At 63.9% G+C, this 14353-nt stretch carries 16 protein-coding genes; 5 read left to right on the plus strand and 11 right to left on the minus strand.

Translation table 11 applies throughout. The features are described 5' to 3' along the window. Positions 1–4 precede the first annotated feature (4 nt). The 5 genes from HMPREF2678_RS09220 to HMPREF2678_RS09240 form a co-directional block, all read right to left on the minus strand. Complete coding sequence (locus HMPREF2678_RS09220) at positions 5–745, minus strand: ABC transporter permease (RefSeq protein ID WP_070552080.1); 741 nt, start codon at positions 743–745, stop codon at positions 5–7. Positions 746–773: 28 nt separating this feature from the next. Further along, positions 774–1709 carry an ABC transporter ATP-binding protein gene (locus HMPREF2678_RS09225; RefSeq protein ID WP_035001208.1) on the minus strand — a complete coding sequence of 312 codons (936 nt, stop codon included), beginning with the start codon at positions 1707–1709 and terminating at the stop codon, positions 774–776. A 59-nt stretch (positions 1710–1768) separates the two neighbouring features. After that, on the minus strand, positions 1769–2941 hold the full coding sequence (locus tag HMPREF2678_RS09230) for an HNH endonuclease signature motif containing protein (protein WP_246817930.1): 1173 nt from the start codon (positions 2939–2941) through the stop codon (positions 1769–1771). Between the two features lie 163 nt (positions 2942–3104). Next, positions 3105–3788: a response regulator gene (locus tag HMPREF2678_RS09235; RefSeq protein WP_070552085.1), complete on the minus strand. Its 684-nt coding sequence runs from the start codon at positions 3786–3788 to the stop codon at positions 3105–3107. Next, positions 3789–4988 carry a sensor histidine kinase gene (locus HMPREF2678_RS09240; RefSeq protein WP_083303456.1) on the minus strand — a complete coding sequence of 400 codons (1200 nt, stop codon included), beginning with the start codon at positions 4986–4988 and terminating at the stop codon, positions 3789–3791. A gap of 179 nt (positions 4989–5167) precedes the next feature. Between HMPREF2678_RS09240 and HMPREF2678_RS09245 the strand changes: the two genes are divergently transcribed. Next, a complete protein-coding gene (locus HMPREF2678_RS09245) occupies positions 5168–5581 on the plus strand; it encodes a hypothetical protein (protein ID WP_070552087.1) in 414 nt (137 codons plus the stop codon). A gap of 137 nt (positions 5582–5718) precedes the next feature. After that, a complete protein-coding gene (locus tag HMPREF2678_RS10275) occupies positions 5719–6171 on the plus strand; it encodes a hypothetical protein (RefSeq protein WP_141747083.1) in 453 nt (150 codons plus the stop codon). Between the two features lie 34 nt (positions 6172–6205). Here the strand turns inward: HMPREF2678_RS10275 and purE are convergent, their stop codons facing one another. The 4 genes from purE to HMPREF2678_RS09265 are packed head-to-tail and all read right to left on the minus strand — an operon-like array spanning position 6206 to position 9329. After that, positions 6206–6718, minus strand: a complete 513-nt coding sequence (gene purE, locus HMPREF2678_RS09250; RefSeq protein WP_034971235.1) for a 5-(carboxyamino)imidazole ribonucleotide mutase — start codon at positions 6716–6718, stop codon at positions 6206–6208. Positions 6719–6721: 3 nt separating this feature from the next. Beyond that, positions 6722–7957, minus strand: a complete 1236-nt coding sequence (locus HMPREF2678_RS09255) for a 5-(carboxyamino)imidazole ribonucleotide synthase (protein ID WP_083303457.1) — start codon at positions 7955–7957, stop codon at positions 6722–6724. Continuing rightward, positions 7954–8466 carry a hypothetical protein gene (locus HMPREF2678_RS09260; protein WP_034971233.1) on the minus strand — a complete coding sequence of 171 codons (513 nt, stop codon included), beginning with the start codon at positions 8464–8466 and terminating at the stop codon, positions 7954–7956. The genes HMPREF2678_RS09255 and HMPREF2678_RS09260 overlap by 4 nt, the downstream gene beginning before the upstream one ends. Further along, positions 8463–9329, minus strand: a complete 867-nt coding sequence (locus tag HMPREF2678_RS09265; RefSeq protein WP_246817931.1) for a biotin--[acetyl-CoA-carboxylase] ligase — start codon at positions 9327–9329, stop codon at positions 8463–8465. The genes HMPREF2678_RS09260 and HMPREF2678_RS09265 overlap by 4 nt, the downstream gene beginning before the upstream one ends. Positions 9330–9390: 61 nt before the next feature. Between HMPREF2678_RS09265 and HMPREF2678_RS09270 the strand changes: the two genes are divergently transcribed. From HMPREF2678_RS09270 to HMPREF2678_RS09280, 3 genes are read left to right on the plus strand one after another with little or no spacing between them, the layout of a single operon-like run. Then, positions 9391–10749 carry an acyl-CoA carboxylase subunit beta gene (locus HMPREF2678_RS09270; protein WP_070552094.1) on the plus strand — a complete coding sequence of 453 codons (1359 nt, stop codon included), beginning with the start codon at positions 9391–9393 and terminating at the stop codon, positions 10747–10749. 10 nt (positions 10750–10759) lie between these two features. Continuing rightward, positions 10760–10954, plus strand: a complete 195-nt coding sequence (locus HMPREF2678_RS09275) for an acyl-CoA carboxylase subunit epsilon (protein ID WP_034971230.1) — start codon at positions 10760–10762, stop codon at positions 10952–10954. Positions 10955–10957: 3 nt separating this feature from the next. Continuing rightward, positions 10958–11542: a Maf family protein gene (locus HMPREF2678_RS09280; protein ID WP_070552095.1), complete on the plus strand. Its 585-nt coding sequence runs from the start codon at positions 10958–10960 to the stop codon at positions 11540–11542. On the opposite strand, the gene HMPREF2678_RS09285 is transcribed toward HMPREF2678_RS09280, so the two are convergent. Together HMPREF2678_RS09285 and prpD are read right to left on the minus strand one after the other, a co-directional pair. Then, positions 11539–12771 (minus strand): bifunctional 2-methylcitrate synthase/citrate synthase, encoded by a 1233-nt coding sequence (locus tag HMPREF2678_RS09285; RefSeq protein ID WP_034992017.1) that lies wholly within the window; start codon positions 12769–12771, stop codon positions 11539–11541. The two genes, HMPREF2678_RS09280 and HMPREF2678_RS09285, sit on opposite strands and share 4 nt — an antisense overlap. 16 nt (positions 12772–12787) lie before the next feature. Then, positions 12788–14284 (minus strand): 2-methylcitrate dehydratase PrpD, encoded by a 1497-nt coding sequence (gene prpD, locus HMPREF2678_RS09290; protein WP_070552097.1) that lies wholly within the window; start codon positions 14282–14284, stop codon positions 12788–12790. Positions 14285–14353 lie beyond the last annotated feature (69 nt).

Consider the following 14353-nt stretch of genomic DNA (forward strand, 5'->3'; position numbering starts at 1 on the left):
AATTCTATTTCACATCTCGCACCTTGTTGCTGTACAGCCCCAGTGCCAGCAGGACGACCATCCAGGCGATAAGCACAATGAATCCGGAGGTAGGAGAAGCCATTCCGGCATGGTCCGTCGAAACGACCCACGACTGCATGTCTGGGACGCGGCTACCTGGGGAGAGGTGGTAGAGGGTCTTGAGGAACGGGATCTTCTGGCCACCCATAGCCAGCAGACCTTCAATTACGAGCATCCACACCAGCGGCAGTGCGATGGCACCCACTCGATTACGCAGCAGTGCGGCGATGCCGACGGCCATCACGGCGAAGGCGGGGGCGCCCACCGCGTATCCCCACACCAGCAGCTGGCCTTCGCCGGTGAAGTGCCCGGCCGGGAATACATTGAACACTGCCCAGCTGAGCGCCACGCCGAGGATGTAGTTCAGCTCCACGAACACCGCCGCCACCAGCGCGCGGGCCAGCAGCCAGGAACTCCTACTCTTCTGAGTAAGGAAAGCGTGAGCCGTCATGTGGTTACTGATATCGCCGCCCGTCGTCGAAGCGCCGAAAATGATGGCGATCATCAGGAAGATCATTCCGCCGAATAGAAGCTCGGGCCAGCCGCCAACCAATCGCGAGGAGTCGTTGAAAAGCATGTAGAGCGTCGTCGGGCCGTAGATCGAACCCGTGAACAGGATCACGTAGATCCAGGTGCTGCGGAGGCTTAGCAGCTTCGTAACTTCGGAGGAGATTGCTTTGAGCATGGTTTGTCTCTTTTCTGTGCGGTGGGGGCTAGTTGCTGCGGTATTCCTGTTGGCTGGCGGTCGCGGCGAGGAAGCGCTGTTCCAGGTTGTCTGCGGTAGTCGCGAGCTTGGTCACCGCAAACTTTTCCTCTAGCGCCGTGGCCGCGATCGCTGCGCGCACCTCGTGCTCTGGTATGTTGTCGACGCCCACACGCAGCGTCCGCTCGCGATCCAGATCGACCTGGAAACCGCGGCTGCGCAGGCTGTCTGCTAGCAGGACCGCTTCCTTGCACTCGACCTCCACGTGGGCGCCGCCGGCGAGGAACTCGTCTAGGGTTTGCTCGCCGATGAGCTTGCCCTGGCCAATTAGTACGAGGCGGTCGGCAGTTTGCTGCATCTCGCTGAGCAGGTGGGAGCTGACCAGCAGGCCGCGGCCGTCGTCGGCGAGATGGCGGATGGTGCGACGCATCCAAGACACACCCTCCGGGTCGAGGCCGTTGACCGGCTCGTCGAGGATCAGGTGCTGCGGGTTGCCAAGGAGGGCGGCGGCCAGGCCGAGGCGCTGCTTCATGCCGAGGGAGTAGCCGCCGACTTTCTTCTTGCCCGCGCTGGTGAGGCCCACCATGTCGAGGCATTCGTCCACGCGCTTGTCGGAGATGCCCGCACCCTTCGCGATGACACGCAGATGGTTGCGGCCGCTGCGGGCAGGGGTGAACCAGGTGGCGTCCAGGACCGCACCGGCGATGCTGGACTTGCTATCCAGGCCTGCGAAATCGCCGGCGTATCCCCTGCCGCTGAAGGTCACCTTGCCGGCGCTCGGCTTATCGAGGCCGAGCATGCAGCGCATGGTGGTGGACTTGCCCGCGCCGTTGGGCCCGAGGAAGCCGGTCACCTGCCCGTCCGGAACGGTGAATGAAAGGTCGTTGACTACTGTTTTCTTGCCGTACCTCTTTGTGAGGTTTTCCACGATGATCATGGTTCCCATGCTGCCGCCCGGGGTGGTGTTCCCACATCGGACGAGGGGTTGATCTTGCGTGTCCTACCTCAGTATGACGGCCCGCCACCCCTTTCCTCTATCGCCTGGTGATATTCGGCCAATGTCTTGGTTTTGCGGACGTTACGCTGGGCGAAGGTCTCGCGCCCCAGCGGCCCCTCGGCCTCTGTGATCACGCTGTGCCCGTCACCGTGGGAGGTCCACACCTCGTGCCCGTCGGGATACAGGGCGACGTCCCAGCTTCCCGCGGTCTTGAGGTTGTGATGCTTCGAGCAAAGCAAGTGTAAGTTTGCCGTGGACGTCGGCCCGCTGCCGTAGCGCCGCACGTGGTCGTATTGGCACTTATAGGCGGGAACCTCGCAGCCCGGGAAGCGACAGTGCAGGTCACGCCCCGCGACGGCGGCCTTGATGCTCTCCGTCGGCGCGTAGCCCTCGCACTCCGCATAGCCCGGCGCGGACAGATGCGTCACCCGCTGCAGCCAAGTCTTGGAGGCGGAGCGGTTCAGCCAGTGGTCCTCCCCTAGCACCGCGCCGTCGTTCGCCGGATCGTGGTACAGGTTCAGAGTCACGGAGACCTCGGCCTTACCGGTGATCAGCCGCACCATAGCCTCGGGCTGCGAGCAGTCGTATTTCTTGGCGGTGGCGCGCACGATCTTGTCGATCTCGATACCCTCCATCCGCGGAACGCGCAGCGTGAACGTGGTGTACTCCGGGTCGCGGCAATCCACTCCCAAACACGGTTCGGCCGACGTGGCCTCATCCTTAGGTACGACGTCGCGGTCGATATCCTGCAAAATCTTCGCGATGCGATTGTGGATCGTCCTCGGGGACATCACGTGCTGGTTGGGACGTGAGGGCGTCAATTCGCAAAGAACCTTTTCTTCAACAACCGAGCGATCGTCCGGCGCCACCGCAAAAAGATCCTGCGCCACCCGCAATACATGGCGGTCGGTGAAGCAGCCTTCTTCGAAGTAATCGACAAGGCGCGGATAGTCGCGCAGTACGAAGGCGGCCTCGGCCCAGGCCTCCGCAACTCCGACCGAAACGCCTAGGCGCACGGCAAGTCGGGTGCAGAAATCGGGCACCAGATCGTCCCCGTCCGGCACGCATGCCATGATCAGGCGGAACCGTTGTTGGTTAAGGTTTCGCGCCGCAATGGTCAGCGGATCCTGCGAGGTAGCTATTCGAAATGTTGGTGGTGAGGTGGGATCTTTCGTGTGCATGGAACTCCCCTGGTGGTGCGGCGAGGTTACCCCCGCCAAACTTCCTAAACACAGAATAGAACACACGCACAACCCAAGTCAATAGCCAGCCAAAACTTTTTTCTTTTTTAATGACGCCACCAGCCTGAACAGCGAGAATACCCCTAAAGCTTAAGTGGAAGTTTTAGAAAGTTTGTTCTAGCAGAGCGTCAGCGTGAACGAGGTGATGCTTAAACGCAAACAGCACCGCGTGTACACGATCACGGGACTGAGTTTTCGTGAGCACGCGGCCGACGTGAGTCTTGACGGTGGGCAGCGAAATGTAAAGCTTGTCGGCGATCTCCTGGTTGCTTAGCCCCAGCGCGATGAGCTTCAGAATCTCCTGCTCGCGCGGGGTGAGCGGATCGGGAAGATCCAGCTCCACGGGCCCGCGACGCTGCGGGGTTTGCTCCATGCGGATGCTGCGCAACAGCCGTGCAGTGGCCTTCGGACTGATCACGGCCGCCGAATCACCGACGGTGCGGACGGCGGAGATAAGGTCCTCGGGGTCGGTGTCCTTAAGCAGGAAACCGCTGGCCCCGGCCTCCACGGCGCCGAGGACGTAGTTGTCGTTATCAAAGGTGGTCAGCACGATCACGCGGGCGCCGGTGGTGCCGGCAACCACCCGGCGGGTCGCCTCGATGCCGTCCAAGCGGGGCATCTTCACATCCATGAGGATGATGTCGACGGGCTGCGACTCGGCCAGCTCGCAGGCCTCCTGCCCGTCGGCAGCCTGCCACTGGACAGCGATGTCGTCCTGCGAATCCAATACCAAGCCAAACCCGGCGCGCACCAGCTGCTGATCGTCGGCCAAACCTACGCGTATCACTTAATCCTCCTTCGCATAAGGCACCGTAGCGGTGACGTTCCACCCTCCGGGGTAAACCGCCGAGGCTCCCCACCTAGCCGTGCCGCCATGAATGGCCACACGCTGGCGAATGCCGGTCAGGCCGCGCCCGGAGCCCTCGATCTGCTCGTCGCCAGGCGCGTTATCCACGCTAATGAACACCCGGGCAGGCTCCCACTCCAACCGCACCTGCGCGGGCACAGAACCCGCGTGCTTCAGCACGTTGGTCAGGGATTCCTGCACGATGCGATACACACTGAGGTCGCGGACCTCGTCCAGCTGGCGCGGCTCGCCAATAACCTTGAGCTGCACCTGCACCCCGCTGCGCTTTGCATCCTCCACCAGGTCGGGAACGCCGGCCACCCCAGGGGTGACGCTGGTGGATCGCGGCGAGGGGGCGTCCTCATGAAGAACAGAGAGCAGCTCCCGCATCTGGGTCAAAGCCGAACGACCACGCGCGGCGATCGTGTCGAGGGCTTCGATGGCCTTGTCGGGATCCTTGCGACCCGCGTAACGACCACCGTCCGCCTGCGCGATGACGACAGTGAGGGAATGCGCGACGATGTCGTGAAGTTCGCGGGCGATACGGTTGCGCTCGCTGACGGTGGCGAGTTCGGCGCGGGCGGCCAACGCCTCAACGGACTGGTCACGACGCAGCGAATAGCGGCCCGTCAGCCACATCAGGGCGACGGTCAAGACGGTGAGCAGGACAATTAGCCCCCAGAATAGCCAGAACTCGGCGGTCCGAAAGTCTACGCCGACCCCAGTGGTGCCCGCGTTGTAGCAAGTCGCCCACACCATCGCGAAGAAAGAGCCGAGCAGCAGCAAAGTCAGCCACAGCTTGCGGCGCAGCGTCAGCTTCGCGGAGATGAAGTAAGCCTCGTAGGCCACGACCAGGTAGCCGAGAGGCCAGACCAGCATCGCAGACGCAGCGAAAAAAAACATGCCGAGCGCCACGACTGCCACGCCCGGCTCGGGCCGAAACCTCTGCAGAAGCAGGCCGATGAAGCTGGTGATCAGCCCAACGACTGCAAGCACGACCTGCCAGGTGGCGCTAACGATCCCGCTGCCGAATGTCGCGCCGGCACCGAGGAAGAAGTATAGGAAGCCCGCGATGGATACGAACACCCACCAGGAGGCATCCCGCCACCACACCGGGCGAGGAACTGCTTCATAAGACATGTATGAAGAGTCTAGCTACAGTCGCACCCTATCGCCGTAAACAAGCAGGCCATTGACGAAACAACTTCTGCTCGGCAACAAATGGCGTTCGAACGCTATATGATCAACCAGAGGATGTCGCCAGACCTAGCCCGAGACATGGCAGATTGGCTGGAGATCATGTTAGGCTTCTAAAACTGATGAAGAAGCAAATCGGCGAACTTGGCTCACTCATTGCATTGACCCTCACCCTTGTGGCCATATGTCTCCCGATAGTATTGACTGTCATTGCAACGCAATGGATCATCCCAAACGCGCACTGGCGATTCAGCGTCGGCGGCGTTTGGGCTGTGCCACTGTGGAGCTTAACCGTCCTCATCCTGTCGCCGATATTGGACATCTCAGTTGCGATTGTTGCTAGAGCTTTCATTATGCTCGGAATCTGCCCGTCAGAGTACTGGGCGTCCACAATTGGTGGCACCTTTCTCTTGGCTGCTGTTTTTTACATTATCCTTACGCCTTTCTATGCCTGCCTAATTGCCGCCCTTGTTTGCGCAATCCTAAATGAGATTCTTGAGCCATTAATCCCCCCAAGGAATACTTCTACCGAGTAGGATAAGAATCTTATCGATCGAGGATCTTAGTTTTCTTTGCTACCTGGTTTAAAACCAGCCATCCAGACAATACGATTCACACCTGCTGGGGATGAGTCAGTCTCTTGGGCTACACAAATTGCGAGATGAGGTAAATTATGGCCTATTTAATCATCGACCCATCCGGCTACCCATTAAGTCGCCCGAATGATGGAGATGTTGTATCCAATCCAGACACAGGGCAGGTCCTTACCGTCAGCTTCCTAAGAATAACCACGCCCGCCGGGGACTATGAAATTGATTTTCTTCCCGGAATTGTCAACCTCTACCAAGGAAGCAATGATAGATCATCCTACTCCACAAATATTCAAGACATAAGCGTCGAGAAAGGAACTCGACTTCACAAAATTGGCAGTATTGACCATATAGATGATGTAACCCTGACGCATCTAGGGGATAAATACCGAGTTCAGGCCGCGAAACTAGACGACACGAAACCAGATAGTTTAATCCTCTGCGAAGATGGTTTTATAAGAACTTTGCAAGATAGTTTTTCTGCTACCGACAGGCCTCAAGGAGTTTTTCCCGTTCTCCACAAAGTAGATGAGTAGGCAGCCCCGACGACCCCTACCCAGTTAGAACGCTTCACCCCATCAACTTCTGCTGCAGGGCACGATCCTTCTCCAGCACCGCGTCGCGCATATTCTCCTGGTATTCGACCATCTTGTCCATCAGAGCCTCGTCAGCCACCGCGAGGGTGCGCACAGCCAGCAGTCCGGCGTTCTTCGCGCCGTCAATGGAGACGGTGGCAGTCGGCACGCCGCCCGGCATCTGCACGATGGAGAGCAGGGAATCCAGCCCATCCAGGTTGCCAAGTGCGCGCGGGATGCCAATCACCGGCAACGGAGTAGCCGCGGCGACCATGCCGGGCAGGTGGGCGGCACCACCGGCGCAGGCGATGATCACCTTCACGCCGCGGGAGTGGGCGGTGCGGGCGTAGTCGAGCATCCGCTCCGGGGTGCGGTGCGCGGAGACCACGCCGACCTCGAAGGGGATGCCGAACTCGGCCAGCACCTCGGCGGCCGGTTCGACGGTGGGCCAGTCGGAGTCGGAGCCCATCACCAGGCCGACCAGCGGGGTGCGTGCGTTCTCAGTCATCGGTTAGTCCTCCCATTCGGCGGTTTCCAGGAACTTCGCGGCCAGCCGCGCCTGCTCGCGCATGCGCGCCGGATCCTCCCCCAGCATATTGACGTGGCCGATCTTGCGGCGCGGGCGCCAATCCTTGCCGTACATGTGAATCTTTGCGTTCGGGAAGCGACGCCACACCGCATCCATGCGCTCGTGCATCGGCATCGCCGGATCCTCGTCCGCTCCCAGCACGTTTGCCATCACCACCACCGGCGCGGTCGGCTCCGTGGAGCCCAGCGGGCGATCCAGTACGGCGCGGACGTGCTGCTCGAATTGGCTGGTGACGCAGCCGTCCTGGGTCCAGTGGCCGGTGTTGTGCGGGCGCATCGCCAGCTCGTTGACGATGATCTCCGGCTGGCCGTTGTCGTCGGTGGTCTCGAACAGCTCCACGGCCAGCACGCCCGTCACGCCCAGCTCGGTGACGATGTCACGGGACAACTGCTCGGCGGCGGCCAGGATCTCCGGCGTGGAGTTCGGGGCGGGTGCCACAGCCTCCACGCAGATGCCATCTTCCTGCAGGGATTCCACTGCCGGCCACGCCTGCACCTCGCCGGACGGAGTGCGGGCGACCATGGCGGACAGCTCGCGCACCAGCGCGACCTTCTTCTCCGCCATCAGGGGGATCTCCTTGTCCAGCAGCTTCTCCACCAGCTCGCGGGCCTCATCCACCGTGGCGGGGAACCACACGCCCTTGCCGTCGTAGCCACCGCGGCAGGCCTTCAGGCAGACCTGGCCACCCACGGCCTCGAAAAACCCGGCGATGTCATCGGCGGACTCGATGGCAGCGAAGGGCGGCACCGGGGCGCCCAGCTCGCGCAGCTTCTTGCGCATCACCAGCTTGTCCTGCGCGTTGATCAGCGCCGCGGGCTGCGGCTGGACGTTCACCCCCGCGGCGATGAGGTCATCCAGGAAACGATTGGGCACGTGCTCGTGGTCGAAGGTCACCGCGTCGGAATCCTGGGCAACCTCGCGGACGTGCTCCTCCAGTGCGTAATCCCCCAGCACCACGTCGGCGGTCACCTGTGCGGCCGAGGAATCCGGCGCCCCGGCCAGCACACGGCAACTTAAGCCCAACTCGATCGCCGCCTGTTGAGTCATACGCGCCAACTGACCATCACCGATGATCGTCACCAGCGGCGCTCCCGGCGCGTGTGCGGCAGGGCGCGCTAAAGACCAGTCGGCTGTGTTATTCCCATTGCTCTCACTCACAGCTCCCAACTATAGTTCCCCGGCCCGACACTCTTAATCTGGCTCTTCAGCAGCCTCTCGAACTTGCGGGTATAGGGAACCGAATGCAGCACCAAAGGCACGCGCGCCCCGGCCACGTACACCGCCACGTCGCCCCGGTGGGCCCTGCAATCCACCACGTTGGCCAGTGGGATCTGGCCAATGCGACTGCGCAGGTGGCCGGTCGCGGTAATCAGGCGCCTGTCGGTCAGCAGCATACGGGAGCGCGCGCGGAAAACCAGGTGACGCACGCAGCGCCTCCAGCACACCAACAGCCACGCAACCAGCAGCCCCCGCCGAAGCCACATGCAGGCTTCCACCGTAGGGGCGTCCAGAAATTGGGTGGCCATGTACTGATCCAGCGCGCCGATGCCCATCCAGAACAATCCCGTCCACAACAGCAGGCGCAGGACGGGGAAGAACATGGAGCGGCGGGCGGGGCTGAGCTCGGCGAGGATCTGCTCGTCCGGGTCGAAGGTTATTTTGCTCATGCGTAGCGCCCTCCGTAGTCGCCGGTGCCGTCGGCGCGCAGATGCACGATCTCGCCCGCGCGGATCAGGCGCGTGCCCTCCGCGGTGCGGACCAGCAACTCGCCGTCGTCGTCGATGTCGGTCGCCGTGCCCTCCACGATCTCGTCGCCGGGCAGGAAAGCACGCACGGCCGTGCCGATGGTCGCGGAAGCCTGGCGGTATCGCGGCAGCACGGTCTGGGCCGCCCCTCCTAGTCGACGCCACCGCTCCAGATTCGCCGCCAGCTCCGCGAACACGGCCACCGCGACGTCCTCGCGCGTCGGGCAGGGCATCCCCAGGCGGGCGCATTCGAGGTCGATGGAGCTGGCGTGGGCGACGGGCAGCTCGTCGGTCTGCAGGTCGTGGTTGATGCCGAAGCCCAGGATGATCGCCGGGTGCGGGTCCAGGTGCACGGCCTCCACCAGGATGCCCACCAGCTTGCGGCCATCCAGCACGCAGTCGTTGGGCCACTTCAGCTGGATAGGAATGTCGGCGCTGGCGCGGATGCCCTCCACGATCGACAGACCCGTCAGCAGTGGGAGCAGGCTAATACGGTCGACCGGCACGTCCGGCAGGCGCACCAGCACCGAGCAGATCAACTGGCTGCGGGCCGGGGCTTCGAAGGAGCGACCCTTGCGACCGCGCCCGGCGGTCTGCTCCTCGGCCATGAGTAGGGACATGTCGGGCAGGTCCTCGCCGCAGCGCACGCGGTCAGCCAGGTCGGTGCTGGTGGAGCCGGTGGTCTCTAGCACCTCGACGTGGCGGTAGCCCAGCGGGGCCAGGCGCTCGGCCAGGCGGCGGGGGTCCAGGGGCGCGCGCATGGCATTACCGTCCTTTCTCTTCACATGCCTTCCCTCAGACACTCTAGCCCCACCAATCACGGCGCTGGAGTTTTTACGCCGTATTATGGCCACCATGAGCTCTACCACCGACACATCGACCACCGCCGGGAAGATCGCCGACCTCCGCGATCGCCTGGCGGAGACCCACAAGCCGCAGGGGGACGAGATTCCGCGCGCCCGTCGCCGCGTGGACGCACTGCTGGATGCCGGTAGTTTCGTGGAGACCGACGCGCTGGCCCGCCACCGCGCCACCGCCTTCAAGGCCGACAAGTTCCGCCCCGTCACCGATGGCATGGTCGCCGGTTATGGCACCATCGACGGTCGCCCGGTGTGCGTGTTCTCCCAGGACGCGACTCTCTTCGACGGCCAGATCGGCGAAACCGCGGGCGAGAAGATCCTGAAGGTCATGGAGCTGGCCGTAAAGTCCGGCACCCCGCTAATCGGCATCTACGAGGGCACGGGCGCCCGCCCGAAGGAGGGCATCGCCGCCCTCGAGTACTTCTCCCGCATCCACAACCTGCAGGCGAAGCTCTCCGGCGTGGTTCCGCAGATCGCGCTGGTCGCCGGCCCCACCAGTGGCGCGCTGGTGCACTCGGTGGTTCTTTCCGATGTCGTCGTTGCGGTCAAGGGCGCCGGGGGCTTTGTAGGTGACGCCGCAGACGGCACCGCCCACCTTGTCGCCGAGGATGACGCCTCCGCGCTGGGACTCGTCGCAGACCTCCTGGGCTATCTGCCCAGCAACAACCGGGCGCTCCCGCTGCCTGGCGAGGACGGTTCGGCAGAGCCGGGCGAACTGGACGGCTTGATCCCCGACTCTGACGCGCAGACCTACGACATGCACGAGGTCTTGGCTCGCGTCGTAGACGCCGATACCGTACTGGAAATGCAGAAACTCCACGCACCGAACCTGATTACGGCGCTGGCGCGGGTGGGCGGCCGAAGTGTGGGCGTCATTGCGAACCAGCCCGAACAGCAGGCAGGGGCGATCGACGTGGCGGCGGCCGAGAAGGCAGCACGCTTCATCCGCTTCTGCGACGCGTTCAACGTGCCGCTGGTGACCTTCGTGGACTCGGCGGGCTACGCGCCGGACGCACTGTTCCGCCGCACCGCGAAGCTGATCGGCGTGACGGCTGAGGCCTCCGTGGGCAAGATCGCGGTGATTACGCGCAAGGCATTCGGGGACGCGTACCTCTCGCTGGGCGCTAAGCGACTGGGCACCGACCTGGTGTACGCGTGGCCGACCGCGCAGATCGCGCAGGACGATAGCTACCAGGCGGAACCCTACTCCGCCGCCGAGCTGGGACTGGTCGACGCGGTAATTCCGCCCTCCGAGACCCGCACCCGCATCATCGACGGCCTGCGACTGGTGGAGCGCAAGGCCGAGGATAGCTACCCGCGCAAGCACGACAACCTGCCGTTCTAGGAGGAAGCGCGTGACCGAATTTCAGGTGATCAAGGGCAACCCGGACGAGGTAGAGACCCGGGCGCTGCAACTCATCGTTGACGACCTGGCCGCGGAGGCCGAGGCACTGCGCAACGCGAAGCCCGATACGCGCGGGCACTACGGGCGCGGGGTGCTACACGGCAACCCGGGCGCGTTCCGCAATCCGCGGATGCCGCGGGGCTAGGGCATGCAGCTCACGCTGGCTAGCACCTCGCCCGCGCGCGAGAAGGTATTGAACGCCGCCGGAGTGTACCCGCGCAAGGTCTCCCCCGGTGTGGACGAAGAAGCCGCCGTGGTGGGACTCGTGAACCCTACCCCGGCGGACTACGTGCAGCACCTGGCCACCGCAAAGGCGCGGGCGGTCGAGGGAGAGCTGGTGCTGGGCGGCGACAGCATGCTGCTCATCGACGGCGAGCTGCAAGGCAAGCCACACACGCGCGAAGAGACGGTGCGACGGTGGCGCCAGCAGCGCGGGAAACGCGCGGAGCTGATCACCGGGCACGCTCTTATCGACGCCGCCTCGGGGCAGATCTACGAGGAGGTTGTCGCCACACAGATCCAGTTCGCCGACGTGTCCGACCGCGCCATCGAGGCGTACGCGGCCACCGGCGAGCCGCTGGAATGCGCCGGAGCCTTCACCCTGGAGGCGCTCGGCGGGTGGTTCATCGAAAGCATCGACGGGCACCCGTCGGCCGTGATCGGGTTATCGCTGCCCGCCCTACGGCGGGGGCTGGCGCACTTCGGATACGACTTCTCCGACCTCTGGGGCTAGCCAGCCTTGACGGCACGCTGCTCCGGGCCGACGTAGCTGGATAGCGGGCGGATCAGGGCGTTGTCGGCGTTCTGCTCCACAATGTGAGCGGTCCAGCCGACGACGCGGGCCATGACAAAGATCGGGGTGAAGAACGGGATGTCGATGCCCAGCATGTAGTAGGTCGGGCCCGCCGGGAAATCCAGGTTCGGCTGGATGCCGGTGCGCTGGTCCATGGCCTTCTGCATGTTGTCGTACATCTCCACCCAGCGCTGGCCGTCGTGGTTGGCGGCAGTGCGGCGCATGGCGGCCTCCATGGTGGGCACGCGCGAGTCGCCCTTCTTGTACACGCGGTGGCCGAAGCCCATGATCTTGTTCTTCGCGTCACACTGGTCCAGCACCCACTGCTCGGCGGCCGCCGGGTCCTCGACGGCCAGGAAGTTGTGCATCACGGCCTCGTTCGCGCCACCATGCAGCGGACCCTTGAGGGCGCCGATGGCGCCGGTGACGGCAGAGTAGACGTCGCTCATGGTGGAGCTGATCACGCGGCCGGTGAAGGTGGAGGCATTGAAGCCATGCTCCGCGTACAGGGTGAGGGACTGGTCGAAGGCCTCCACGTCGTCACGGTTGTTGGCGGGGCTGTCCTCGCCGTCGCCGAAGCACATGTACAGGAAGTTCTCCGCGATATCCCGGTCGCGGGACGGCGCGATGTACCCCAGGTTCTTACGTCGGCGCAGGTCATAGGCGATGATCGTCGGCAGCTTGGCCAGCAGGGTCAACCCGGTGCGGCGCACCGCATCGGGGCTCCGGTCGTGCGAGTTCAGGTCCTCCGTGCCGAACACGCTGACCGCCGTGCGTAGCACGTCCATGGGGTGGGCGGTCTTCGGCAGAGAGTTGATGAGGTCCAGCATGCTGCGGTCGATGGGGCGCAGGGCGCGCTCGCGCTGACGGAACTGCTCGAGCTCCCGGAAGTCCGGTAGTTCGCCATTCCACAGCAGGTAGGCGACGTCCTCGAAAGTGCAGTGTTCTGCCAGCTCCTCGACGGGGTAACCCCGGTAGGTCAGGGAGTTGGTTTCGGGGTTCACCTTGGAGACGGCCGAGGTATCCACCACCACGCCGTTGAGACCCTTGTTGATGTTCTTGTCAGTGCCGGTGGCGTTGGAGGTCTTGCTGGACTGGGCGCGCGGGGTGGTGAAGTCGGTACGTCCGCGGTCGAAGGGAGCGTTGGAAACCTTGATTGGATCGGTCATGGTGAGTGGTCCTTTCTTAGAAAATACCGCCGGGGATCTGTGGTGCGCGGGCCAGCACATCGTCGCTGACCACGAGGTTCAGCTGGCCGAGCTCGCCGGGCGCCAGGTCCGCGGTGGCCTCGGCCACAGCAAGGAAGCGATCCTGCTCGGCCTCGTCCACCACGCCCTCGGCCAGGGTGCGGAACTTGTTGATGTAGTCGGCGCGGCCGAACGGGCGGGCGCCCAGCGGGTGGGCGTCGGCCACGGCCAACTCATCGACAATCTCGGTGCCGTCGCGCAGAGTGACCACCGCCTTGCAGCCGAAGGCCTTCTCGGCTGGATCGGTGGAGTGGTAGCGGCGGGTCCACTCCGGATCCTCCACGGTGGAGATCTTGTGCCACAGCTCCACGGTCTCCGGGCGCTGAGCGCGCTCAGGGGCGTAGGAGCGCTCGTGGTGCCACTCGCCGTCCTCCAGAGCTACGGCGAAGATGTACATCACGGAATGATCCAGCGTTTCGCGCGAAGCCTTCGGGTCGAACTTCTGCGGATCGTTCGAGCCGGTGCCGATCACGTAGTGGGTGTGGTGGCTAGTGTGCAGCACGATGCTTTCCACCTGGCTGAGGTCCCCGATCTTGTCCCGCATACGACGAGCCAGGTCGATCGGCGCCTGGGACTGGTACTCCGCGGAGTGCTCCTTGGTGTAGGTATCCAGGATCGCCCGCTTCGGCTCCCCCGCCTCCGGCAGCGGCACCACGTAGTGGGCATCCGGGCCGTCCAGCAGCCAAGCGATCACGCCGTCCTCGCCCTCCCAGATCGGAGCCGGGGCGCCCTCGCCGCGCATGGCTCGATCCACGGCCTCCACCGCCATCTTTCCGGCGAAGGCGGGTGCGTGTGCCTTCCACGAGCTGATGAGCCCCTTGCGGGACTGGCGCGTCGCCGTAGTGGTGTGCAGTGCCTGACCAACTGCCTGGTAGATCACCTGCGGGTCCAGGCGCAACAGCGTGCCGATGCCCGCGGCCGCGGAAGGCCCCAGGTGCGCCACGTGGTCAATCTTGTGCTTGTGCAGGGAAATGCCTTTGACCAGGTCCACCTGGATCTCGTAGCCGGTGGCGATGCCGCGGATCAGATCGCGCCCGCCCAGCTCGCGCGCCTGTGCTACGGCCAGGATCGGGGGAATGTTGTCACCTGGGTGGGAGTACTCGGCGGCCAGGAACGTATCGTGAAAATCCAGCTCGCGCACCGCTACCCCGTTGGCCCAGGCGGCCCATTCGGGGGAGACGGTGGCGTCCGTACCAAAAACAGCGCTGGGACCGGAGTGGCACAGCGCTTGGGTGCGCGCCGACGTGACGGGGCGGCGCACGAGGGAGGCGGCGGCGACGGCCGCGTTATCGATGATGCGGTTGACCACCATGTCCGCGGTGTCTTGCGGCACCTCGACCGGGTCGGCGGCGACCTGCGCGACCTTCCATGCGAGGTGCTCTTCCTGCGGAAAGTCGTCGGCCGAGGGGTGGACGCGAACGTCGTGGTTAATCATCGCGGGGGTTAGATCCTTTCGGAGATTGAGGACGTGATGCGCCTCACTCTAACGCCCCGCGACGGGTTA

Source organism: Corynebacterium sp. HMSC058E07, assembly GCF_001809885.1.
In the GTDB taxonomy this organism is placed as follows: Bacteria; Actinomycetota; Actinomycetes; order Mycobacteriales; family Mycobacteriaceae; genus Corynebacterium; species Corynebacterium macclintockiae.

Bases quoted from the DNA above. Each gene is read 5' to 3' on its own strand.
- HMPREF2678_RS09220 (WP_070552080.1), bottom strand. From the start codon at position 745: ATGCTCAAAGCAATCTCCTCCGAAGTTACGAAGCTGCTAAGCCTCCGC.
- HMPREF2678_RS09225 (WP_035001208.1), bottom strand. From the start codon at position 1,709: ATGGGAACCATGATCATCGTGGAAAACCTCACAAAGAGGTACGGCAAG.
- HMPREF2678_RS09230 (WP_246817930.1), bottom strand. From the start codon at position 2,941: ATGCACACGAAAGATCCCACCTCACCACCAACATTTCGAATAGCTACC.
- HMPREF2678_RS09240 (WP_083303456.1), bottom strand. From the start codon at position 4,988: ATGTCTTATGAAGCAGTTCCTCGCCCGGTGTGGTGGCGGGATGCCTCC.
- HMPREF2678_RS09245 (WP_070552087.1), top strand. From the start codon at position 5,168: ATGAAGAAGCAAATCGGCGAACTTGGCTCACTCATTGCATTGACCCTC.
- HMPREF2678_RS10275 (WP_141747083.1), top strand. From the start codon at position 5,719: ATGGCCTATTTAATCATCGACCCATCCGGCTACCCATTAAGTCGCCCG.
- purE (WP_034971235.1), bottom strand. From the start codon at position 6,718: ATGACTGAGAACGCACGCACCCCGCTGGTCGGCCTGGTGATGGGCTCC.
- HMPREF2678_RS09260 (WP_034971233.1), bottom strand. From the start codon at position 8,466: ATGAGCAAAATAACCTTCGACCCGGACGAGCAGATCCTCGCCGAGCTC.
- HMPREF2678_RS09270 (WP_070552094.1), top strand. From the start codon at position 9,391: ATGGCCACCATGAGCTCTACCACCGACACATCGACCACCGCCGGGAAG.
- HMPREF2678_RS09280 (WP_070552095.1), top strand. From the start codon at position 10,958: ATGCAGCTCACGCTGGCTAGCACCTCGCCCGCGCGCGAGAAGGTATTG.
- HMPREF2678_RS09285 (WP_034992017.1), bottom strand. From the start codon at position 12,771: ATGACCGATCCAATCAAGGTTTCCAACGCTCCCTTCGACCGCGGACGT.
- prpD (WP_070552097.1), bottom strand. From the start codon at position 14,284: ATGATTAACCACGACGTTCGCGTCCACCCCTCGGCCGACGACTTTCCG.